Annotated in this window: 19 protein-coding genes; 3 read left to right on the top strand and 16 right to left on the bottom strand. The window is 63.3% G+C overall.

From position 1 onward, the window contains the following. Nucleotides 1-9 precede the first annotated feature (9 nt). From I7X09_RS20400 to I7X09_RS20390, 3 genes are all read left to right on the top strand, one after another. A complete protein-coding gene (locus tag I7X09_RS20400) occupies nucleotides 10-936 on the top strand; it encodes a hypothetical protein (RefSeq protein ID WP_200313390.1) in 927 nt (308 codons plus the stop codon). Next, nucleotides 933-1,700 carry a sensor domain-containing protein gene (locus I7X09_RS20395; protein ID WP_234036646.1) on the top strand — a complete coding sequence of 256 codons (768 nt, stop codon included), beginning with the start codon at nucleotides 933-935 and terminating at the stop codon, nucleotides 1,698-1,700. The genes I7X09_RS20400 and I7X09_RS20395 overlap by 4 nt, the downstream gene beginning before the upstream one ends. 142 nt (nucleotides 1,701-1,842) lie before the next feature. Beyond that, the gene (locus I7X09_RS20390) at nucleotides 1,843-3,234 is read left to right on the top strand and encodes a glutamate decarboxylase (protein ID WP_200313388.1); all 1,392 of its coding nucleotides are present in this window, start codon (nucleotides 1,843-1,845) and stop codon (nucleotides 3,232-3,234) included. A gap of 83 nt (nucleotides 3,235-3,317) precedes the next feature. On the opposite strand, the gene I7X09_RS20385 is transcribed toward I7X09_RS20390, so the two are convergent. The 16 genes from I7X09_RS20385 to murD all read right to left on the bottom strand — a co-directional run bounded on the left by I7X09_RS20385 (nucleotide 3,318) and on the right by murD (nucleotide 21,263). Then, nucleotides 3,318-3,812, bottom strand: a complete 495-nt coding sequence (locus I7X09_RS20385; protein WP_240952285.1) for a hypothetical protein — start codon at nucleotides 3,810-3,812, stop codon at nucleotides 3,318-3,320. Nucleotides 3,813-3,943: 131 nt separating this feature from the next. Then, a complete protein-coding gene (locus tag I7X09_RS20380) occupies nucleotides 3,944-5,308 on the bottom strand; it encodes a DNA polymerase IV (protein WP_019748863.1) in 1,365 nt (454 codons plus the stop codon). A gap of 36 nt (nucleotides 5,309-5,344) precedes the next feature. Further along, nucleotides 5,345-5,683 (bottom strand): TfoX/Sxy family protein, encoded by a 339-nt coding sequence (locus I7X09_RS20375; RefSeq protein WP_095969892.1) that lies wholly within the window; start codon nucleotides 5,681-5,683, stop codon nucleotides 5,345-5,347. Between the two features lie 67 nt (nucleotides 5,684-5,750). Further along, complete coding sequence (gene ileS, locus I7X09_RS20370) at nucleotides 5,751-8,864, bottom strand: isoleucine--tRNA ligase (protein WP_166810501.1); 3,114 nt, start codon at nucleotides 8,862-8,864, stop codon at nucleotides 5,751-5,753. Nucleotides 8,865-9,196: 332 nt separating this feature from the next. Beyond that, nucleotides 9,197-9,505, bottom strand: a complete 309-nt coding sequence (locus tag I7X09_RS20365) for a hypothetical protein (protein ID WP_124569363.1) — start codon at nucleotides 9,503-9,505, stop codon at nucleotides 9,197-9,199. Between the two features lie 49 nt (nucleotides 9,506-9,554). Then, entirely contained in the window at nucleotides 9,555-10,382 is an 828-nt protein-coding gene (gene wag31, locus I7X09_RS20360; RefSeq protein WP_003941722.1) for a DivIVA-like cell division protein Wag31, read from the bottom strand. Nucleotides 10,383-10,508: 126 nt separating this feature from the next. Continuing rightward, nucleotides 10,509-10,787, bottom strand: coding sequence for a YggT family protein (locus I7X09_RS20355; protein ID WP_003941780.1), 279 nt, complete (start codon nucleotides 10,785-10,787; stop codon nucleotides 10,509-10,511). A gap of 189 nt (nucleotides 10,788-10,976) precedes the next feature. After that, nucleotides 10,977-11,627, bottom strand: coding sequence for a cell division protein SepF (locus I7X09_RS20350; protein ID WP_003941752.1), 651 nt, complete (start codon nucleotides 11,625-11,627; stop codon nucleotides 10,977-10,979). An 85-nt stretch (nucleotides 11,628-11,712) separates the two neighbouring features. After that, on the bottom strand, nucleotides 11,713-12,462 hold the full coding sequence (locus I7X09_RS20345) for a YggS family pyridoxal phosphate-dependent enzyme (protein WP_166810502.1): 750 nt from the start codon (nucleotides 12,460-12,462) through the stop codon (nucleotides 11,713-11,715). Between the two features lie 6 nt (nucleotides 12,463-12,468). Beyond that, nucleotides 12,469-13,236, bottom strand: a complete 768-nt coding sequence (gene pgeF / locus I7X09_RS20340) for a peptidoglycan editing factor PgeF (protein ID WP_095969888.1) — start codon at nucleotides 13,234-13,236, stop codon at nucleotides 12,469-12,471. A gap of 108 nt (nucleotides 13,237-13,344) precedes the next feature. After that, nucleotides 13,345-14,532 carry a cell division protein FtsZ gene (ftsZ, locus tag I7X09_RS20335; RefSeq protein WP_095969887.1) on the bottom strand — a complete coding sequence of 396 codons (1,188 nt, stop codon included), beginning with the start codon at nucleotides 14,530-14,532 and terminating at the stop codon, nucleotides 13,345-13,347. Between the two features lie 258 nt (nucleotides 14,533-14,790). Then, on the bottom strand, nucleotides 14,791-15,597 hold the full coding sequence (locus I7X09_RS20330) for a cell division protein FtsQ/DivIB (protein WP_019748870.1): 807 nt from the start codon (nucleotides 15,595-15,597) through the stop codon (nucleotides 14,791-14,793). Next, a complete protein-coding gene (murC, locus tag I7X09_RS20325) occupies nucleotides 15,594-17,102 on the bottom strand; it encodes a UDP-N-acetylmuramate--L-alanine ligase (RefSeq protein WP_095969886.1) in 1,509 nt (502 codons plus the stop codon). The genes I7X09_RS20330 and murC overlap by 4 nt, the downstream gene beginning before the upstream one ends. Then, on the bottom strand, nucleotides 17,099-18,268 hold the full coding sequence (murG, locus tag I7X09_RS20320; RefSeq protein WP_166810503.1) for an undecaprenyldiphospho-muramoylpentapeptide beta-N-acetylglucosaminyltransferase: 1,170 nt from the start codon (nucleotides 18,266-18,268) through the stop codon (nucleotides 17,099-17,101). Before murG ends, murC begins: the two co-directional genes overlap by 4 nt. Continuing rightward, complete coding sequence (gene ftsW, locus I7X09_RS20315; protein ID WP_200313387.1) at nucleotides 18,265-19,743, bottom strand: putative lipid II flippase FtsW; 1,479 nt, start codon at nucleotides 19,741-19,743, stop codon at nucleotides 18,265-18,267. Before ftsW ends, murG begins: the two co-directional genes overlap by 4 nt. Beyond that, nucleotides 19,740-21,263, bottom strand: coding sequence for a UDP-N-acetylmuramoyl-L-alanine--D-glutamate ligase (murD, locus tag I7X09_RS20310; RefSeq protein ID WP_200313386.1), 1,524 nt, complete (start codon nucleotides 21,261-21,263; stop codon nucleotides 19,740-19,742). Before murD ends, ftsW begins: the two co-directional genes overlap by 4 nt. Nucleotides 21,264-21,267 lie beyond the last annotated feature (4 nt).

Raw genomic sequence — 21,267 nt, 5'->3', positions numbered from 1 at the left:
CTGGAGCGCGTGCCACTGCTGTCCACGACCGGCCGACGAGTTCCGTTCGCCCTCGCTGCCCTCGCTCTCACCACCGTTCTCACCGCTTGCGGCGACTCGGATCAACCTCCCACCACACCCACCTCGTCGCCGAGCGAAGTCACTGTTCCGGTGACCGCCGCGACGGTCGAAGTACTCGAGGCGGGAAGCGAGCCGCGCGAGGTTTTGCGTACGAACTTGCCTGTCGGCACCACGCAGACGGCGACGCTCGTCACCCAGGCCGTCGTGAGTCAGCAGATCGATCAACAGCCCGCGCAGGATTTCTCTTCGCCGGAGATCACGATCCCGCTCTCGGCAAACGTGACCGCGGACGACCCCACCGCTGTAGTGGACCTGACGCTGTCGTCGATGACCTCGCCCGATGCAACGCTGCAGGCAGCACTGAGCGGGGCCGACGGATCTGCTGCCGGATTGTCGGTCACGGATTCGGGCGCCATCACCGCCCTACGGCTGAAGCCGTCCGCCAACTCGGCCAATGCTGCCCGCGCTGCAATCGAACAGGCGCTGGGCCAAGCGGTCTACCGGACCGTTGCACTCCCCGACGCACCGGTCGGTGTCGGCGCACGTTGGGTGGTTCGGCAGCAAGTCAGCAGCGAGATCCTGCTCGATCAGACAACCACCGTCACGCTCACCGCGCGGGAGGGAAATCGGCTTTCGCTCGCGGTGGACGTATCGCAGACCCCGCAGAGCCCGGTCTGGAACCTGGCCGGTGACGCCGGAACGCTCAACATCGATCAGTACGTCATGGCCGGCGCAGGCAACCTCACCGTCGACCTCGCACTCCCCTTGCCGATCGACGGGCAGATGACCGTCGGCGGCGACCAGGCATACGGCGACCCGGACAGTTCCTCGGTGATCCGGCAGACCATCTCCAACAGTATTCGGTGGGAATCGTGACACGCCGATCGCTTCTCGCAGTGGGCCTGACGGCAACGGCAGCCCTGTTCGTCGTGACCGGTTGCGGCTCGGACGACTCTCCTAGTGCTGACACAACTACGCATGTTTCCGCCCCACAGGTCGGTCTGGCGCCGTTCACGGCTGATCCGGCCGCACCGCTGAGCGGGGCTCCGCTCGACCGTGACGCGCTGCAGCGAGCCGCGCTCACCCTCTCCGAACTACCTGCCGACTTCGACGTAGTTCCCGACCCGGTTGACGACCTCGGCCTCGCACCGGCGCCGGAAAGTTCGGAGGCGGACAAGTCGAGCACCGACCCCGCCGTCTGCGCCCAGGTTCTGGCGCCGATAGCCACCCAGGCTGCCGGATCGGTCGCCGACCTCTCCGACATGTTCACCGGTCCCGATTTCACGAGCATCGACCAGGACTCTGCTTCGTACGCCGACGGCGCTGCGGCAGCAGCAGCTTTCGAGAAACTTCAGACCACGCTGGACGGGTGTGCGGAATATTCCGGAACCGATGCCGACGGAACGACAATCACCTATCGCGTCGGCGGAGCCACGAACCCGAACGTCGGCGACGCGTCTTTCGCCTTCCGAATCATCACGGAGAGTGGCGGTTTCACCTTGGTCGCCGATGCAATCGTGGCCGCAGTCGGGACTACGTTGACTCAGGTGTCCGCGACGGCGCCGAGTCCGATCGCCCCCGATGTTCTGCACTCGATGGCGTCGGCCGCCGCAGATCGCCTGCGCGCACAAACGCCCTGACAACGAGCGGATTCGTCCCGTCTCGGCCTTACGCGAATGATTCGGGACCACAGACCCTTTGACAACTGCCCGTCCACACTGAACGGTGAGAGTAGGTACGAAACAGACCAACGCGACACACTGATGTGAGGAGCAGAAGTTCATGCCGGAACCCAGAAGGTCAGATCACACCGATTACGTAGCCGTCAATCCGATCTTCTCGAGGCCTGGCGAGGATTCGGTTGCATCGAAGTACACACTCGAACCCGACGGCATGCTTCCCGAGACCGCCTATCAGATCGTCCACGACGAAACGATGCTCGACGGCAATGCGCGGCTCAATCTCGCGACGTTCGTCAGCACGTGGATGGACGATCACGCCACCAAACTGTATGCCGAGTCGTTCGACAAGAACATGATCGACAAGGACGAGTATCCGCAGACCGCCGCGATCGAAACCTACTGCTGGCGCATCCTTGCCGATCTCTGGCACTCACCGTCCCCCAAGGACGCAATCGGTACCTCGACGATCGGTTCTTCCGAAGCCTGCATGCTCGGTGGCCTGGCGATGAAACGACGCTGGCAGCACGCGCGAAAAGCCGCGGGCAAGTCCACCGAAACGCCAAATCTCATCATGAGTTCCGCCGTCCAGGTGTGCTGGGAGAAGTTCTGCAATTACTGGGACGTCGAAGCGCGTTACGTGCCGATCAGCGAGGAACACCGCACCCTCGACGGTCACGATCTGGACAAGTACGTCGACGAGAACACCATCGGCGTCGTCGCGATCATGGGCGTCACGTACACCGGGATGTACGAGCCGGTCCTGGAAATCTCGAAGGCTCTCGACGCCATTCAGGAGAAGACGGGCCTCGATGTCCCCATACACGTCGACGGCGCTTCCGGTGCAATGATCGCCCCGTTCCTCCAGCCCGAACTCGAATGGGATTTCCGCCTCCCGCGCGTGCACTCCATCAACACCTCGGCGCACAAGTACGGGCTCGTCTACCCGGGCCTCGGATGGGTGGTGTGGCGGTCTCAGGATCTACTTCCCGACGACCTCGTCTTCAAGGTGAGCTACCTCGGCGGCAGTATGCCCACCTTCGCACTGAACTTCTCGCGACCCGGTGCTCAGGTGATCCTGCAGTTCTACTTGTTCCTGCGTCTCGGCCACGACGGCTATCGCGCGATCCAGCAGTCCTCACAGGACGTGGCGAAATTCCTCGCCGAAGGGATCGGGAAGCTCGACGCGTTCGAACTGTGGAACGACGGTTCCGACATCCCGGTCTTCGCGTGGCGCCTCGCCGAGGGCCACACGTCCAACTGGACGCTGTACGACCTGTCGGACCGACTACGCGGCAAGGGATGGCTGGTGCCGGCCTATCCCATGCCGGACGATCTCGCGGATCTGACAGTGCAGCGCATCGTGGTTCGTAACGGACTGAGCATGGACCTGGCAGCCAATCTGCTGCGCATCATCGAAGAAGAAACCGCGTTCCTCGACGAACTCGACAGCCCGATGCCGCGGCCACGCGTCACCGAGGGATTCCATCACTGACGACGCTCACTGCATGAAGAGCGGCCGCCGACTCCCTTTCGGGAGTCGACGGCCGCTCTGGTGTTTCAGGTGTTGCGCAGAGATCAAGCAGCGCAAGCAGGCGAGGTCAGACCTGCAACGCCGACGATCTGGCAAGCGGTGGTCTTCGAGAGCTTCCAGACGCCGTCCTCGTAGACGAACGAAGCCTGCAGACCCTGCTGCAGCGGCTGGCCGTTGACGACGATGTTCAGCGAAGCTGCGGCCGTCTCGCTACCCGTGTCGGTGACCGGGTCGAGGATCTCGACCTGCGCGCCGGCAGCCTTGGCGGCAGCGGCCACCTGGTTGATCAGCTCGGGATCAGCCTCAGCTCCCTGGACGAGGTTGACCTTGTCTGCGGCCGGAACACTCTCGTCGAGTGCCTGGGCGACCTTCGCGTTGAGCTCAGGGGCGGTCGGCAACGCGACCGGTGCATCTGTCGAGTCCGAGGCCGTCGTGGTCGTCGTGGTCTTGGACGACGTTGTGGGTGAGTCGGTCTTGTCATCCGACCCACAAGCGGTCATCGTCAGGGCTGCTGCGATCGCCACGGCTGCAACGGTCATCTTCTGAAGCTTCAACTTCTCAGTCCTATCCATTCGGGTGTTCACATTCGAGCGTCAGTCGAACATCGTGCTTGCTCGAGGATCGTCGACAACATTACCCAACGGTAAGCGGAAAAAGTCTAAGGACATCCTCAGAGAAGGCTGTCGACCGCATCTGCTACCTCGAGCACCTCATCCGATTCGGCGAAGGTTTTGGCTATTCCCGTTCCGCTGGAACGGGTTTCGAAGCGAACTGTCACCACTCCGTGCCCGGCACCCTGCACCCAACCGTGTCCGTATTCTGGATGCTTCACGTCCAAACCAGGGTGCCAGTAGCGCTGAGGCACGCGTGCGGCCACCGGAACGTCGAGTTCGGCCTCATCGAGGGCGCCCGTGAGAGTCTCGACCGGATAGCCGGGAACGTCCTGATCCAACTCGGGAAAAAGTGATCCTTGCCGAACGGTGGACAAACCGGCGAATCCCACACCGACCAGGCGAATCGGCCCCAATTCCTGTGGATCGATGACCTGTTTCTGCGCGGTCGCGACAAGGATTTGGCGGTCGATCGTGGCAAACGGCAGCGTCACGGATCGAGTCAAGATACTCATATCGGACTTCTTGAGCTTCAGTACGACGGTGCGGGCAGCTCTTCCGTCCTTCTCCAGCCTGGAAAATGCTGCACGACCACTACTTTCGACGGCTGCGCGCAGTTGCGCCATCGTGACGATGTCCGCGGCGAACGTGGATTCCGCGCTGATCTGCTTGGATTCGGCACGCTCGGCGACCGGCCGATCGTCGATCCCCTGCGCGAGCCGATGCAACCCCGGTCCGACAGTGGTTCCGAGTATCGACGCCACCTCGGCTATGGGAGTGCGGGCAAACCCTCCGATGGTTTCGATGCCGAGACGCTTGAGCTTTTCCTCGGCAACAGGACCGATCCCCCACAGCTTTCGCACCGGAAGTGGATCGAGCAACTCGTGCTGCATCCCGGGAGGAATCACTGCGACGCCGTCGGGCTTTGCCAGTCCCGACGCGATCTTGGCGACCTGCTTACCTGCGCCGGCACCGATCGAGGCCACCAACCCGGTCTCGGCTTTGATCAACGCCCGCAGGTCCTCGCAAAACGCGCGGACCTCGTCGGCGCCGACTCCGGCCAATTCCACTGGTTCGCCGAAGGCCTCGTCCACCGACAATTGCTCGAGGATCGGCATACGAAGGCGCAACGCGTCGAAGGTGCGTTTACTCAGAACCGAATACAACGACATCCGCGGTGGCAATACCACCGCTCCGCCACCGACCATCCGGCGTGCTTGGTGCATCGGCATTGCCGAACGCGCACCGAAAACTCTCGCTTCGTAACTTGCCCCGGCCACCACTCCGCGCCCGCCCAAGCCGCCGACCAGCACCGGCCGACCTCGCAGCGTGGGACGCGTCAACTGCTCGGCGGAAGCGAAAAACGCATCCATGTCGAGATGCAGCACCCACCTGCGACTTCGTGTGGGATCACCTTGATTCATCGGGCGTTACGGTTCTCTCAAAAGTAGGTGCAGAATCTACGTCCGCGCCTTCTTCTTGGGCGACTTCTTCTTCGGCAGGGGTAGTACGTCGGCAGTCCGTTGAATGAAGGCGTGCAGGTGATCGAGGTCCTGCAGCCGTTCCTCCGGCACCCGGTAGTAATCCTTTGCCCCCGGGTACGGCGGAGCCAGATCGGCCTCTGACCCGAAATCAGCACTGACCTCGGTGGGTTTGACGAACAAGACGTCTCCGCAGATCAAGCCCACGATCTTCTCGTCGCAATACAATCCGTACTCGCCGAACATCGCCCTTGCCCGCACGTCGAGCGGTTCCAACTGCTCGAGAATGCGCGCCACGGTTTCCTTGCTCGTACCCATGAGAGCAAACTACTCCGGCACCCCGACATACAGACATTCATCGGGAGCCGGAGTAGTCGCGTCGGTACTAGACCTTCGTGATCGCGGCGCGGATACCGTCACCGAGATCGACGGCGTCGTCTCCTGCTTCACCCACCGAGAACGAGGTGGCCAGAACCTCACCGGCGATCAATTCGCGATGACGCTCCGCCCACTCCTTGCAGTCCTGCGGAACCTCGAGCACGACGTTGATCCGGTCCGAGACATCCAAACCGGCGGCACGACGCGCATCCTGCAACTGACGGATACGGTCCTTGGCCCAGCCCTCGGCTTCGAGTTCCTCCGTCACAGCGGAGTCGAGTACGACCAGTCCCGCACCGTCGGGCAGTGCAGCCGTCGAATCCGGCTCGGCTGCAACCAGTTTCTGCGTGTACTCCTCTGGCAGCAGTTCGATGCCCGCCGCAACCACGACGCCGTCCGCGTTCTCGGTCCAGTCGCCCGCCTTGACCGCCTTGATGACGGTCTGTACGGACTTGCCCAGACGCGGTCCTGCAGCACGCGCGTTCACTGCGATCTCGAAGCGCCCGTGCACGTCGACGTCATCGGTCAGATCGACCTTCTTGACGTTGACCTCGTCGGCGATCAGTCCGAGGAACGGACGCAGACGCTCGGCGTCGGGCGCCGCGACCGTGACCTCAGGCAACGGAAGGCGGACACGCAGATTCTGTGCCTTGCGCAGGCTCAACACCGTGGAGCACACGGTCCGGACGTCGTCCATCGCCGCTACCAGCTCGGGGTTCGCCGGGAGCTCCGACGCCTCCGGCCAATCAGCCAGGTGAACCGAGCGCTCCCCGGTCAGCCCGCGCCAGATCACCTCGGACACCAACGGCAACAGCGGCGCGGCGAGACGCGTCACGACCTCGAGCACGGTGTGCAAGGTGTCGATCGCGTCGCGATCCTCGTCCCAGAACCGCGAACGAGAACGTCGCACATACCAGTTGGTGAGCGCGTCACAGAACAACCGAAGCTCGTCGCACGCGCCGGCAATATCGTTGACCTCGAGGGCCTCGGTGATCACGTCGCGGGTGGTCGCGAGTTTGGCCAGGATGTACTGATCGAGGATGTTCTCCGAATCGGTACGCCACACACCGGATTCCGGCGCGTACAACTGCAGGAAGCTCCAGGCGTTCCACAGCGGGAGCAACGCCTGACGCACACCTTCGCGGATGCCCTGCTCGGTCACGATGAGGTTTCCCCCGCGCAGGATCGGCGAAGACATCAGGAACCATCGCATCGCATCGCTGCCGTCGCGGTTGAACACCTCCTTCACGTCCGGATAGTTGCCCTTGGACTTGCTCATCTTCAGTCCGTCGTCGCCGAGCACGATGCCGTGCGCGGCAACGGTTTTGAACGCCGGACGATCGAAGAGTGCGGTGGCCAGCACGTGCAGCGTGTAGAACCAGCCGCGAGTCTGGCCGTTGTACTCGACGATGAAATCGCCCGGGAAATGGCCCTCGAACCATTCACGGTTCTCGAATGGGTAGTGCACCTGCGCATACGGCATCGAACCGGATTCGAACCAGCAGTCGAGCACCTCGGGAACACGGCGCATCATCGACTTCCCGGTCGGATCGTCCGGATTCGGGCGGACCAGGTCGTCGATCATCGGCCGATGCAGATCGGTCGGACGCACACCGAAGTCTGCCTCCAACTGGTCGAGCGATCCGTACACGTCCGTACGCGGGTACTGCGGATCGTCCGACACCCACACCGGGATCGGGCTGCCCCAGTAGCGGTTTCGGCTGATGTTCCAGTCACGGGCACCTTCGAGCCACTTGCCGAACTGGCCGTCACGGATGTGCTCGGGCACCCAGGTGATGTCCTTGTTCAGCTCGACCATGCGGTCGCGGAACTTGGTGACCGCGACGAACCACGACGGAACCGCCATGTAGATGAGCGGCTGCCCACTGCGCCAACTGTGCGGGTAGGAGTGCTCGATCGTCTCGTGCCGCAGCAGCTTTCCGGCAGCCTTGAGGTCCTTGATGATGACGGGGTTGGCGTCGAAGACCATCAAGCCCTCGTACGGCGGAACCATCGAGGTGAACTTTCCACCTGGATCGAGTGGCTGCACGACCTCGATGCCGTTTGCCGTGGCGACATCCATATCCTCTTCACCGAAAGCCGGTGCGAGGTGGACGATTCCGGTTCCGGAGTCGGTTGTCACGTAGTCGGCCGAGAGCACGACGTGTGCGTTCGGATGTCCGAGGAAGAAGTCGAACGGCGGCGTGTAAGACAGTCCGACCAACTCGGTGCCCTTGTGACGGGACACGACCTCGGGGTCCTCCCCCAGCTCACGTGCGTAATGAGCCACCCGCGCTTCCGCGAGCACATACCGCTTTCCGTCCTCACCGAGCACCTGAACGTAGTCGACCTCGGGATGCACCGCAGTCGCCAAGTTGGACGGCAGGGTCCACGGAGTCGTGGTCCAGATGATCGCGTTTGCGCCGTCGAGGGGTGAACCCGGAGCGACCAGCGGCATGTCGACCGTGACTGCGGGATCCTGACGCATCTTGTACGCGTCGTCGAGGCGAGTCTCCTGATTGGACAGCGGAGTCTGCTCGTACCAGCTGTACGGCAGCACGCGGAAGCCCTGATAGATCAGGCCCTTGTCGTGCAGCTCCTTGAAGGCCCACATGACGGACTCCATGAAGTCGACGTCCAGGGTCTTGTAGTCGTTGTCGAAGTCGACCCAACGTGCCTGGCGGGTGACGTAGTCACGCCACTCGTCGGTGTACTTGAGCACCGAGGCCTTGCAGTACTCGTTGAACTTGGCCAGACCCATGACTTCGATCTCGGCCTTGTCCTTGATGCCGAGTTGCTTCTCCGCTTCGAGTTCCGCGGGCAGGCCGTGGCAATCCCAGCCGAAGCGTCGCTCGACCTTGCGTCCACGCATGGTCTGGAAGCGCGGCACCAGGTCCTTGACGTACCCCGTCAGCAGGTGACCGTAATGCGGCAAACCGTTTGCGAATGGCGGTCCGTCGTAGAAAACGAACTCTTCGTTACCGTCCCGATTGGCAACCGACGCACGGAAGGTGTCGTCGTCGTCCCACTGTTTCAGGACTTTCTGTTCCAGATCGGGGAACTTGACTCCGGTGTCGGCGGGGACACCGTAGTCGACTTTGGGATACCCGTTACTCGCCATGGCGATCTCCTCGTGCCAGTCGGACTCGGCACGGGGACGACGTGGCGCTTGTGCGCCGACACCGCGGTACCACCCCGTTTGCACCCCGCCGATCCGCGCTTGGATCCCGAGGTGCCACTCGATCGAGCTGTGACGGGCTCACCCGTTCGGTTCTACTGAGTTCTCGTCGCCTGAAGCGGCAAGAACCGTTCTTCCGAAAGCTCCCCGGTGATTGCCGGATCAAAGCCAGGTATTCGTGATCGACAGTCTAATACTTGTCCTACGACGTGTCGGTACTGCCCAGGACTTCGGTATGGCCAGGACTTCGGTACAGCCTAGGACTTCGGTAGAGCTTAGGTCTTGCCGCCCGACGCTTCGCCATGGTTTCCCGGATTGTCGTCGTTGACAGTGGCTGCATCACCGGTCGAGGAATCCGAGGAACTCTCGCCTCGACCGTACGGCGACGACATGCCACTGCCCGATACCGGGTCATCCAACGAAGGAACCGCCTTCCTGCTGGTCAGCGCACTGACCAGCAGAAGGACGGCACCTGCTACACAAATCGCGATACATGCCCACGCCCAGATCAGCGACCCTGTGGTCAGGGCAACGATCAGGAGTGCGAAGCCAACTCCCGCGAGAACCAACGTCACGACCAGCACGTATCAACCTTTGTCCGGTCCGATAGCTGAGCCGACGGGGCGCTCTCGGTCAGCTGTTCCCCTTGGCGAAGGACGGGCTGTAGGAATCCTGTCCGCCGTCGACCGGAACGGCCGAGCCACGCTGTTCGAGCTCTTCGAGCTGCGATTCCAGGTAGGACTTCAGGCGCACCCGGTACTCACGTTCGAACGTCTTCAGCTGCTCGATACGGCCTTCGAGGACCGAACGCTGCTGGTTGATGGTCGCCATGATTTCGGTGTGCTTCTTCTCGGCGTCCGCCTTGAGAGCGTCTGCCTTCTCCTGAGCCTGGCGAAGCTGGGTCTCGGAGCGGGTCTGAGCGTCGGTGAGCATTGCCTCCGACTTGTTGCGCGCATCCGCGATCATGCCGTCGGCCTTGCTGCGAGCCTCGCTCATGAGCTGCTCGGAGTTGGTGCGAGCACTGCCGAGCAGCTGCTCGGACTCGGTCTTCGCATCGTTGGTGAGACGATCCGCCATCTCCTGAGCCAGTCCGAGGACCTTCGCGGCCTGCATGTGGGTGTCGCCACTCTGCGGCGCTGCGACGGCAGCGGCGGCGGGAACCGGTGCTGCAACAGGTGCAGGCTTGGGCGGCTCGACGACCCGAGCGGGCTCCGGCTTGGGCTGCGCTGCGACGGGTGCCGCTTGCTGAGCCGGTGCCGGCGACTTCTTGGCAGCCGCGAGCTCCTGATCCAGCTCACCTACGCGCTGGCGCAGGTCCGCATTCTCTTCGATGAGCTGCGACAGCGCCTGTTCGACGAGGTCGAGGAATGCGTCGACCTCGTCCTCGTTGTAGCCACGCTTGCCGATAGGCGGCTTGCTGAACGCAACGTTGTGCACGTCAGCTGGAGTCAGTTGCGGCATGGAAGGATCCCTTCACGCGTCATTTGGCGGTCTAGCAAGCATTCAGTTGCAACACAGTCTACGTAGTGGCGAACCACCGTATGAGTTATGGGTTCCATTCTGGCACACCACTCACTCGGACTGCGCTCAGCGAACAACCGACATCAGGATGATGACGATGAAAAGCAAGACCATGATGGATAGATCCAAGCGAACTCCACCGAGGTTGATCGGGGGGATCAACCTGCGGAGCAGTTTCACCGGAGGATCGGTGATCGTAAAAATGGTTTCGAGAATGACAGCGACCAATCCGGTCGGTCGCCAATCTCTGGCAAACGAACGAACGAACTCGACGATCACTCTGCCGATCAGCAACAGCCAGAAGACAACCAGCACCAGATAGATCACAGAGAGAAGCGCGTCCACACCCTCACTCTGCCTGACTTCTGCGTTGTGTCCAAAACAGACACACCGCAGCAATTCCGGAACCGGTCCGCATCGCGTCCGCCTTGTAACGGCCGGCGATGGGTCCGAATGCGGCGCCCGCCGAGACGGGCCGCCGTTCGAATGTGCTCACGTCACCCCTGCTCAGGGGCCGGACTGCGGTCGAGACCATCATTTCTGGCTGTAGAAACCCGTCTCGGCGATCCGACGGCGTTCCTCAGCGGAAACGTCGATGTCGGCCGGTGAGAGAAGAAACACTTTGGTGGCTACCTTGTCGAAAGAACCACGCAATGCGAACGCCAGGCCGGCCGCGAAATCGACCAGACGCTTCGCGTCGGCGTTGCTCATGTCGACCAGATCCATGATGACGGGAGTGCCGTCGCGGAACCGCTCACCGATGGTGCGGGCCTCTGCGTAGCTCTGCGGACGCAGCGTCGTGATCTTGGCGAGCGGGCCGCCGTCATCGACAACAGGTGCACGTCGCGCTTCGGGACGCTCTGCACGAGCGTCGACCGCGAGGTTGCCGCGGCTTGCCGGGCGCGGCGCCATCGCCGGGCGGCTACTGCGACTGGGAACGGTGTCGACGCGGGGCCGGGAATCGTAGCGATCGAACTCCGCGTCCTCTTCGTCACGACGACTGGGCGCGTAGCTCGCCTTCGAGAAGGCAGGTTCGACGAATTCGCGGTCGTCGCGCTCGGCATAGCCGTCGTGACTACGACGGGGTGCGCGGCGAGCCTGATCGGGCTCCTCCACGTATTCGTCCTCGTAGTCATCGAGGGGAACCATGCCGAAGTAAGCCTTGAACTTATGCAGGTTGCTCATTGATCGACCTTCCTTGGCGCGGCGGAATCAATCCGACTGCGACCGGTCGCAGCGGTGTGGACGGGTTGGGCGATCACCTGAGCGATCACCTCGAGATTACTGGTCGTGAGCCGAGCAGTGCGGTTCCGACACGCACGCAGGTTGATCCATGGCGCACTGCGGCCTCCAGATCACCGGTCATTCCTGCCGAGAGTTCGGTTGCCCGTGGATGCGATTCGAGAATCAAAAGATGTGCCCTGCGGAGGATTTCGAACTGCTCGTCCGGTTCTGACCCAAGCGGCGGGACGGCCATCAGTCCCGCGAATTCGAGACCTTCGGCTGATTCGATCCGCTCGGCAAGAGGGGTTAGCTCTCCCGTCGGAACTCCGCCACGCGCAGGGTCGCCGTCCAGACTTACCTGGATGAGCACCCGCAGCGGCGCTGTGCGCTCTCCGTCGGACAAAGCTCCGAGCGCCGCCCGATCGAGCGCATCGGCCAGTCGCGCACTGTCCACCGAGTGAATTGCGTAGGCCCACTTCGCTACCGAACGCGCTTTGTTGCGCTGCAACTGCCCGATCATGTGCCAGCGAACCGGATCGTCGATCGCGCCGCTCTCTGCAGCGCGGTCGAAGTCCGCAACCTTCTCCACTGCTTCCTGCTCACGAGACTCACCGAATTCACGGCAACCCAGTTCGTACAGGATTCGGGCGTCGGACGCCGGAAAGAATTTGGTAACTGGCAGCAGTGCTACGTCGGAAACTTCACGACCGGCGGCAAGGCAGGCGGCCGCCAGTCGCGCCCTCACCGAGTCGAGTGCCGTCGATATTTCTGTCAGCCGCATATCCGTCTGGCGCATTTCTGCCTAGACGGTTTCCTGCGCTGCGGGCGCTTCCATCCAGATCACTGCAGCTTGACGCCCGGTCAGAGATTCTCGGCGATGACTGAACAACGCGCGATCCTCGATCGTGCACCGGGGGTCCTCGGCGACACCGGACACACCCGCGGCGAGCAACTGCTTACGCAGTCCCGCACGTAGATCGAGTCCCGGCGTGCCCTTCTCGGTGCGAGTTGCGCTGCCCGGCAAGTGCTTTTCCACGTCTGCGCGCATCGCGGCGGGAACCTCGTACTGGCGTCCGCTGGCTGCCGGACCGAGGAAGGCGCCGATACGTGAGACGTCCGCGCCCTGTCGCACCATCTCCGCGAGGACGCGCGGGACGATACCGATGCGGGCACCGATCCGTCCGGCATGAACGGCCGCGATCACACCGGCCTCCTCGTCGGAGAGCAGAACGGGAACACAGTCAGCACTGAGAGTGGCGAGCGCCAGGCCGGGAACGGTGGTGACCAGAGCGTCCGTCACCGGAATCACTTCGTCGGTCGGTTCCGTCACGACAGTGACGTTGCGCGAGTGGATTTGTTCCATCCACACGAGATGGTCAGGCTCGACGCCTATTTCGCGTGCCAGGCGACGGCGATTCGCATCGACGGCCGCCGGATCGTCTCCGACGTGATCGCCGAGATTGAACGACTCGTACGGTGACGCGGAAACACCACCGGCTCGGCTGGTCACGACGCGGCGAATGCGGGTGCGGGTGGTCGACTTCTCGGTACTCAAGATATGTGTGCTCACAAACGTCGAAAGTTGTCGTCCGGCTCAGACGTGACCGGACATCCAGTCAAGAACAGGGTACCCAGAAATTCCGGGCACCCTGTTCGCGAAACTGTTTGTAGCCCTACGTCAGCGACGCATGAAGACCGGCACATCGACGTCGTCGTCGCCGTCGTCTTCCTGGACCGGCGCATGGCGTGGGCCACCGATCGGAGGCAAGCTGCCCGAACCGGTGGTCTCGCGCGCTGCGGAAATCGGCTGCTCGCCAGCAGGTTCGGCGGCCACCGGTGACCGGCCGACCTCACCTGCGCGCCCGGCACCGATTGCCCCACGTCCCTGCGCGGTCGACTCCACGGGACGGCGAGCCGGAGCTCCTCCGTCGAATCCTGCAGCGATGACCGTCACACGAACCTCGTCGCCGAGTGAATCGTCGATGACCGTTCCGAAGATGATGTTGGCGTCGATGTGCGCAGCTTCCTGCACCAGCGAAGCCGCCTCGTTGATCTCGAACAGACCCAGATCGCTGCCGCCGGCGATCGACAGGAGAACGCCGCGGGCGCCTTCCATCGATGCTTCGAGGAGCGGGGAATTGATCGCGGATTCTGCCGCCTTGATAGCGCGTCCCTCACCACGTGAGGATCCGATGCCCATCAAAGCGCTGCCGGCGCCGGACATGACACCCTTGACGTCCGCGAAGTCGACGTTGATCAGGCCCGGGGTGGTGATGAGGTCGGTGATGCCCTGGACGCCGTTGAGGAGAACCTCGTCGGCGCTGCGGAAGGCATCCATGAGGCTGACGGCCGCGTCACCCAGCTGGAGCAGGCGATCGTTGGGAATGACGATCAGCGTGTCGCAGGACTCGCGGAGCGCCTGGATTCCGGTATCCGCCTGTCCCCCACGACGCTTGCCCTCGAAGGAGAACGGCCGAGTCACGACGCCGACGGTGAGTGCGCCCAGCTTCCGGGCGATGCTTGCCACGACAGGGGCACCACCGGTTCCGGTGCCACCACCCTCGCCTGCGGTCACGAACACCATGTCGGCGCCCTTGATGACCTCTTCGATCTCGTCCTTGTGATCTTCGGCTGCCTTGCGACCCACTTCAGGGTCAGCACCGGCGCCGAGGCCACGGGTCAATTCACGACCGACGTCGAGCTTGACGTCGGCGTCACTCATCAGAAGGGCTTGCGCGTCCGTGTTGACCGCGATGAACTCGACTCCCTTGAGTCCCTGTTCGATCATGCGGTTGACTGCGTTCACGCCGCCGCCGCCGATGCCGACGACCTTGATTACGGCGAGGTAGTTGTGCGGGGGCGTCATCGGCTCTCGCCTTCCGTGTCGTGTTTCACGCTGCTTGTCAGTGCTGCTGTCTTTGGTACTGCTGCTGTCTTTGTAACTGCTGGGTCTTTGTTACTGCTGGTGTTCGAGATAAACTCTAAACCTCAACCACAGGGTTAGAGTTATGTCAAGTATTCGATCTGAAACGAAACGCTATGCACCGTCGTCGCGTTCCGCCATTAGGCGCGCCGGGACACACCGAAGTATTTGCCACGCACCGACGCACGAGTGCACCGCGCGCTATCGGACCGTCGGCAGATCAGGACTGGACACGTCGTACGTCTGCCCCGGCTGAGTCAACAGCGGAAGCGTCACGGCAGCCTTACGATCCGAGTGCTCGACACCGCCCCAGTTTACGACGCGACCGTCGAGCAGTGTCAGCGTGACACTCGAAATCGACCGAGCGGCAACCTCTCCCACCTGAAATCTCAGATCCGGCGGCAACACCGACAACACCTCGAGAGCAGCGAGCGTCGGCTCGTCGTTCCACCCGGGCGTCGGTGTCACCAGACGCGGAACCCCGGGCGGCGGGACGCCCATCTCGAAATCGACACCCTTCTCGTCCAGCAGGTGTGCGCCCTCAGGTGAATCGACGAAGACAACCGGTACCCGTTCGGTGACGGTGACGCGGATGGTCGACGGATACATCCGCTGCACACGAGCAGAGGCCACCTTCGGAATCGTCGCGACACGTGCCGCGGCGGCGCCGGTGTCGACCCGCATCAACGGCTGACCGGTCGGTACGGCCAGGAGCGAAAGGATCTGTTCCTCACTGACGGTCGTCGCACCGAGAACTTCGGTGCCCCGGACCGAGAGCACCGGAGACAACCAGGCCGTCAGCGCGATCCCCACCACCAGCACGATTGCCAGCGGGGCCACGATCAGCGGTCGCTTGAACCACTTACGAGTCGGTGTGGGTTCGGGAGCCGGCTCCGTCGACCGCGTCGAGTATCGCGATTCGGTGCGAGTACTACGCCGACGCGTGCTGGTGGCGCGTCTGGCTTGAGGGTCTCGACGCCCGCGCCGACTTCGTGCGTCGGGTGTCATCGCGGCGCGGGATGCGGCGCCGAACGCAAAGCATCGAGGATCTGTTTGCCGAGCATGGTGACGTCGCCGGCACCCATCGTGATGACGATGTCGCCGGGGTGAGCCAACGCCGCAACCTGCTTCGGCGCCTGCGACAGATCAGGTTGATAGTGAACAGGTTTGGTGACCGATTGAGCGACCAGCGCACCGCTGACGCCCGGCATCGGCTCTTCGCGAGCGCCGTAGACGTCGAGAACCACTACCTCGTCGGCCAAGTCCAGTGCCTGCGCGAACTCCTCGGCAAACGCGGCTGTGCGCGAATAGAGATGAGGTTGGAAGACCACGATCACGCGTCCGGCGGCCGAATTGGTCGACGACGAATCGTCTTCCGGTCGAACCAGATCCGCCGCCGCGCCGAGGACCGCCCGAACTTCGGTCGGATGGTGGGCGTAGTCGTCGAACACGCGGACACCACGCTCGCGGCCGGTGAACTGGAATCGGCGGTGGACGCCGCCGAATCCGGCGAGCCCCTCGACGATTTCCTCCGTCTCGGCGCCGGCGTCACGGGCGGCCAGCAGAGCGGCAAGTGCATTGAGCGCCATGTGACGACCCGGCACTGCCATCCGCACGGTTCGCGCAGCGCTCTCGCCGGCGAGCTGGAACTGCAGGACTCCCCCGACGTCGTGTGCATGGAAGCCAAGTAGTCGGACTCCGACCTCGACGCCGTCGACAGGCTCGAAGGCAGTGCCCGCCTCCACTTCCTGCGCGTCTGCTGATCCGTAACCGAGTACCCGGATGTCCGAACGACCCGAGGCCACGATTCGCTTCGCGAGGTCTGCAGATCCCGGATCGTCGAGGCAGGCAATCAAGAGTCCGCCCGGACGTAGCTTGTCGACAAAATCGTCGAACACCTTCACGTAGGCTTCGACGCTGCCGAAGTAGTCGAGGTGATCGGCCTCGATGTTGGTCACGACGATCACGTTGGGGTCGTACTGAAGCAGTGACCCGTCGCTCTCGTCCGCCTCGGCGACGAAGACGTCACCACTACCGTGATGGGCGTTCGTTCCCGCCTCGTTGAGTTCGCCACCGACGGCGAAAGACGGGTCGAAACCACAGTGCTGCAGGGCGACCACGAGCATCGAGGTCGTCGACGTCTTGCCGTGTGTACCCGAAACCAGGAACGTGCGATTGCCCTGCATGAGCGAAGCAAGGACAGCCGGTCGAAGAATCACCGGGATTCCGCGGCGAGCGGCCTCGACGAGTTCCGGGTTGTCCTTCGGGATGGCTGCGTGCGTCGTGACGACGACGGTCGGACCACCGGGCAGCAGGTCGAGAGCATCGGCGTCGTGGCCGATCCGAACCTGCGCCCCGCGTGCACGAAGCGCCAGGACCCCTCGGCTCTCCTTGGCGTCCGAACCCGATACCAGGCCCCCGCGGGAAAGCAGAATTCGCGCGATGCCGGACATACCGGCACCGCCGATTCCGACCATGTGTACTCGCTCGAGGTGGGCGGGCAGCGCGGTCATCGGTTTCCCCTTGCGTTTTCCTGGACGGCGTTTTCCTTTGCCGCGATGTCGAGCACTATCCGTGCGATCTCGGTTGCCGCCGTGCGGTGTCCGACATTGGCAGCGCCACTGCTCATCTTGTCGAGGCGCGCGCTGTCGCTCAGCATCGGCACGACAGTACCGGCGACGAACGTCGGCGTGAGCTCGTTGTCGGAGACGATGATCGCGCCGCCCGCTGCGACAACGGGTTTCGCGTTGAGCTCCTGCTCACCATTGCCGTGCGGCAGCGGAACGTAGACAGCCGGAAGCCCGACGGCAGAGACCTCGGCAACCGTCATCGCGCCGGAACGACAAATGGTCGCGTCGGCTGCGGCGTACGCGAGATCCATCCGTGAAAGATAAGGAACAGCCACGTACGGTGCCGTTTCCGAGTACTGCGTGACCTCGAGAGAGTTCTTGGGACCGTGAGCGTGCAGCACCGAGATCCCGGCCTTGGCCAGTTCTTCCGCTGCTCCGGACACCGCGTCGTTGAGCGACTTCGCGCCCTGCGATCCACCGAAGACGAGCAGAACGGGACCGTCCTGCGGCAGTCCGAAGTACTCGCGCGCTTGCGAGCGGAGACCTGCTCGATCGAAATTCGCGATCGACGCCCGCACCGGAATGCCGACGATCTCGGCGTCCTGATCGCCTCGGTTCTTCACACCCGACCCCGGAACGGCAGCAAGCACACGCGTCGCCAGGCGGGCACCGATCTTGTTCGCGATGCCGGCACTGGCGTTCGCCTCGTGGATGACGATCGGAATCTTGCGGCGGCGCCGAAGAACACCACCGCGGGCGGCAAGGTAGGCCGGAAGCGCGACGTAGCCGCCGAAACCGACGATCACGTCAGCGTCGACGGAATCGAGTACCTCGCGCGTCCTGCGCACCGAGGCCAGGATGCGTGTCGGCAGTTTCACCAGATCCATCGTGGGCTTACGGGGAAGCGGAACCGGCGGAATGAGTTCGAGGGTGTACCCGCGAGCAGGAACCAAGGTGGTTTCGAGACCACGCGCTGTCCCGAGTGCGGTGATCCTGGTATCGGGCTGAGCGGCCTTGACCGCGTCCGCGACCGCAAGTGCGGGTTCGATATGACCAGCCGTGCCTCCCCCTGCCACCACTACCGACAGAGCCGATTTGTTGCCGCTCACCTACGAATTCCTCGCTCTCGAACTTCTCGTGGATCTTGTGCCCTACGTGTCGGCGCCTGCCGACGCTGACCATTCTGCCCTCCCGCGGTGCGCTTCCGTGACCCAGCGGCCGCACCTCGTGTGGAATCCGCGGATGTGCGAGCACCTTGATCTGCCCGCTTGCGTCGATCACCCGTCTCGATCGCGCGCCGGCCGTCGCGTCCGCGCGCCGGTTCGATCTGCCGTGCGGGCTTCGGTCGACGGATCGGCCGACCCCCTGACGGCGGGTGGTACAACACCGGCTTGGGCAGTCTGAGCAACTTCGAGATCTTGCCGTCCTGCCCGGAGTTCAGAGCGGCAACTGCTTCCGGCTCGTGTCGGGCTGCATTGGCGATGACGCCGAACATGAACAGCGTGATCGCCAGGGACGAACCACCGGCGGAGACCAAGGGCAACTGGAGTCCGGTCACCGGCAGCAGTCCGATGACGTAACCGATGTTGATCATCGCCTGGCCGACGATCCAGGTAGTCGCGGTAGCCGACAGGAGGCGCCAGAACGGATCGATGCTGCGCGCTGCGATTCTCAATCCCGTGTACACGAACACGGCGAACAAACCGATCACGACCGCGCAGCCGACAAATCCCAGCTCTTCGCCGATGATCGCGAAGATAAAGTCGTTGTGCGCGTTGGGTAGGTAGTTCCACTTTGCGACGCTCTGACCGAGTCCGCGTCCGAAAAAGCCCCCGTCGGCGAGCGAATACAAAGCCTGCTTGGCCTGATAGTTGTTGCCCTGCAGGTCGTCGCTCTTGTTGAAGAAGGCCTGAACTCGATCGGAACGATAACCAGCCGTCATGGCCAGCACGCCCGCCACGACGACGCCCGTCACCGCTATCGAGCCGAAAAGTTTCAGTGGCAGCCCACCGAACCACAGCAAGGCGCCGACGATGATCCCCAATGCGATGGTCGTACTGAGGTTCGGCTGCGCGACGACCAGGGCGAAGACCAGCATCGCAGCGGGCACGAGCGGAATCAGGATCGACTTCACGGATCGGTCGTCCGGCCGCCTCGAGGCCAACAGATGTGCGCCCCAGATCGCCAGCGCGACCTTCATGATTTCCGACGGCTGCACCGAGAACCCACCGACGTTGAACCAGCGACGCGCGCCCTGCGCTTCGGTGCCGATGCCCGGAATCAGGACGAGTACCAGCATGATGAGCACGACGACGAACAGCGGAAACGAATACTGCCGGAGCACTCTCGCCGGGATGCGCAGCGCGACGTAGAAGAGCACCGCCCCGAGAATCGCGAAGATCAACTGCTGAGTGAACAGCGAATATGCCGATCCACCGGACACGTACTGCTCGACGCTCGACGCCGAGAGAACCATCACGAGCCCCAAGACGGTCAACATCGTGGCAATCGTCACCACCAGGTGGAACGACGCCAACGGCCGCGACAACCAGGCACCGATTCGGGTCTTGGGACCCTTGGTCATCGCAAGTTCCCGGCTTCGCCAGGCGAATCGGTGAACGGATCGGGTAATGCTGCTACAGCGGCGGCGAAGCTGTCACCACGATGTCCGTAGCTCGCGAACATATCCAGCGACGCGGCGGCCGGGGCGAGTACAACCGCATCACCGGGGGACGCCAACTCGGCAGCTTCGACTACCACTGCCGCCATGACGGCATCCGCGTCGGCACCCGACGGCAGTCGGATGGTGAGAGTCGAGTTGCTGCTGGTTTCGCTCACCGCTTCATCGTCCCCCGACAGCATGTGCACCACGGGAACATCGGGCGCGTGTCGCGCCAGCGCGTCCTCGATCACACCGGCATCACGGCCGAGAAGTACAGCGCCGGACAATCGCGGTCCCACTTCGCTCACCAACTGGTCGACGCTTGCTCCCTTGAGCAGACCGCCTGCAACCCAGACGACGCGGTCGTGCGCGAGTATCGACGGTCTGGCTGCGTGCGGGTTGGTGGCCTTGGAATCGTCGATGTACACAACGGATCCGACACGGCCGACCAGGGCGCCGCGGTGTGGGCCGACCTTGTGTGCGGCCAGACCGCGTTCGACGACGTCTGCTTCGAATCCGAGTGCCCGCGCCAAGGCTGCAGCGGCAAGCGCGTCCATGACGCCTGCCGGGCCGGCCGGATCGATGGAAGCTGCTTCGGCCAAGCGGACGTGATCGCCGAAAGCGTTGTCCACGAGGTGTCCCGCTTCGACACCCAGTTCTCCTTCGCCCGGTTCACCCAATCTGAATCCGGTGACAATGTCTGCCGTTGCGCGAGTTCCCAGTTCGGAAGCGATTGCGTCATCGAGGCCGACCACCGCAACCTTTCCACTCAGCGCCCGCGACTTGGCCTCGGCGTACGCGCTCATTCCGCCGTGCCAGTCGAGGTGATCCTCGGCGACATTGAGGACCACGCCGGCATCCGGACGCACCGAAGGTGCCCAGTGCAATTGGAAAGACGACAGTTCGACAGCGAGGTACTCCACGCGCGGCGACGTCTCGGCGAGTGCGTCGAGAATCGGCAGTCCGATGTTTCCGCAGGCTCGGCCGACGACTCCGGAGGCGTCGAGAATCGAGGCCAGCATCGACGTCGTCGTGGTCTTTCCGTTCGTCCCTGTCACCACGAGCCATTTACGGGGCCCGCCGAAGTGTCCGCTGTGGTCGACGCGCCACGAGAACTCGACGTCTCCCCAGATGGGAATCCCGTGACCGGCGGCAGCTGCAAGGATCGGTGCATCCGGCCGAAAGCCAGGACTGGTGACGACGAGCCCGTACTCGGTGATCGAATCCGGGGCATCCTCGATCGAGGTGGTGGTCACCATGTCCGCACCGAGCTCGGCGCAGCGCTGCGCGAAGTCCAAGGTCGAATCGGCCACTGTCACGACAGCACCGAGAGCGACGAGTGGTTCGATGGTCGCTTGACCGGACACCCGCCCACCGGCGACCAGCACTCGCGTACCGCGGAGCCAGGACAGATCGTTCTCGGAATCCGCTGAGCTGGTCATGGTT

Source organism: Rhodococcus sp. P-2 (genome assembly GCF_016598535.1).
Classification (GTDB): Bacteria; Actinomycetota; Actinomycetes; order Mycobacteriales; family Mycobacteriaceae; genus Rhodococcus_F; species Rhodococcus_F baikonurensis.
This window is presented reverse-complemented; position numbering and strand designations above follow the sequence as displayed.

What these genes read in the sequence shown, in the direction of transcription:
- I7X09_RS20390 (WP_200313388.1), top strand. Translation starts at nt 1,843, where the DNA reads ATGCCGGAACCCAGAAGGTCAGATCACACCGATTACGTAGCCGTCAAT.
- I7X09_RS20385 (WP_240952285.1), bottom strand. Translation starts at nt 3,812, where the DNA reads ATGACCGTTGCAGCCGTGGCGATCGCAGCAGCCCTGACGATGACCGCT.
- I7X09_RS20380 (WP_019748863.1), bottom strand. Translation starts at nt 5,308, where the DNA reads ATGAATCAAGGTGATCCCACACGAAGTCGCAGGTGGGTGCTGCATCTC.
- I7X09_RS20375 (WP_095969892.1), bottom strand. Translation starts at nt 5,683, where the DNA reads ATGGGTACGAGCAAGGAAACCGTGGCGCGCATTCTCGAGCAGTTGGAA.
- ileS (WP_166810501.1), bottom strand. Translation starts at nt 8,864, where the DNA reads ATGGCGAGTAACGGGTATCCCAAAGTCGACTACGGTGTCCCCGCCGAC.
- wag31 (WP_003941722.1), bottom strand. Translation starts at nt 10,382, where the DNA reads ATGCCGCAACTGACTCCAGCTGACGTGCACAACGTTGCGTTCAGCAAG.
- I7X09_RS20350 (WP_003941752.1), bottom strand. Translation starts at nt 11,627, where the DNA reads ATGAGCAACCTGCATAAGTTCAAGGCTTACTTCGGCATGGTTCCCCTC.
- I7X09_RS20345 (WP_166810502.1), bottom strand. Translation starts at nt 12,462, where the DNA reads ATGCGCCAGACGGATATGCGGCTGACAGAAATATCGACGGCACTCGAC.
- ftsZ (WP_095969887.1), bottom strand. Translation starts at nt 14,532, where the DNA reads ATGACGCCCCCGCACAACTACCTCGCCGTAATCAAGGTCGTCGGCATC.
- I7X09_RS20330 (WP_019748870.1), bottom strand. Translation starts at nt 15,597, where the DNA reads ATGACACCCGACGCACGAAGTCGGCGCGGGCGTCGAGACCCTCAAGCC.
- murC (WP_095969886.1), bottom strand. Translation starts at nt 17,102, where the DNA reads ATGACCGCGCTGCCCGCCCACCTCGAGCGAGTACACATGGTCGGAATC.
- ftsW (WP_200313387.1), bottom strand. Translation starts at nt 19,743, where the DNA reads ATGACCAAGGGTCCCAAGACCCGAATCGGTGCCTGGTTGTCGCGGCCG.
- murD (WP_200313386.1), bottom strand. Translation starts at nt 21,263, where the DNA reads ATGACCAGCTCAGCGGATTCCGAGAACGATCTGTCCTGGCTCCGCGGT.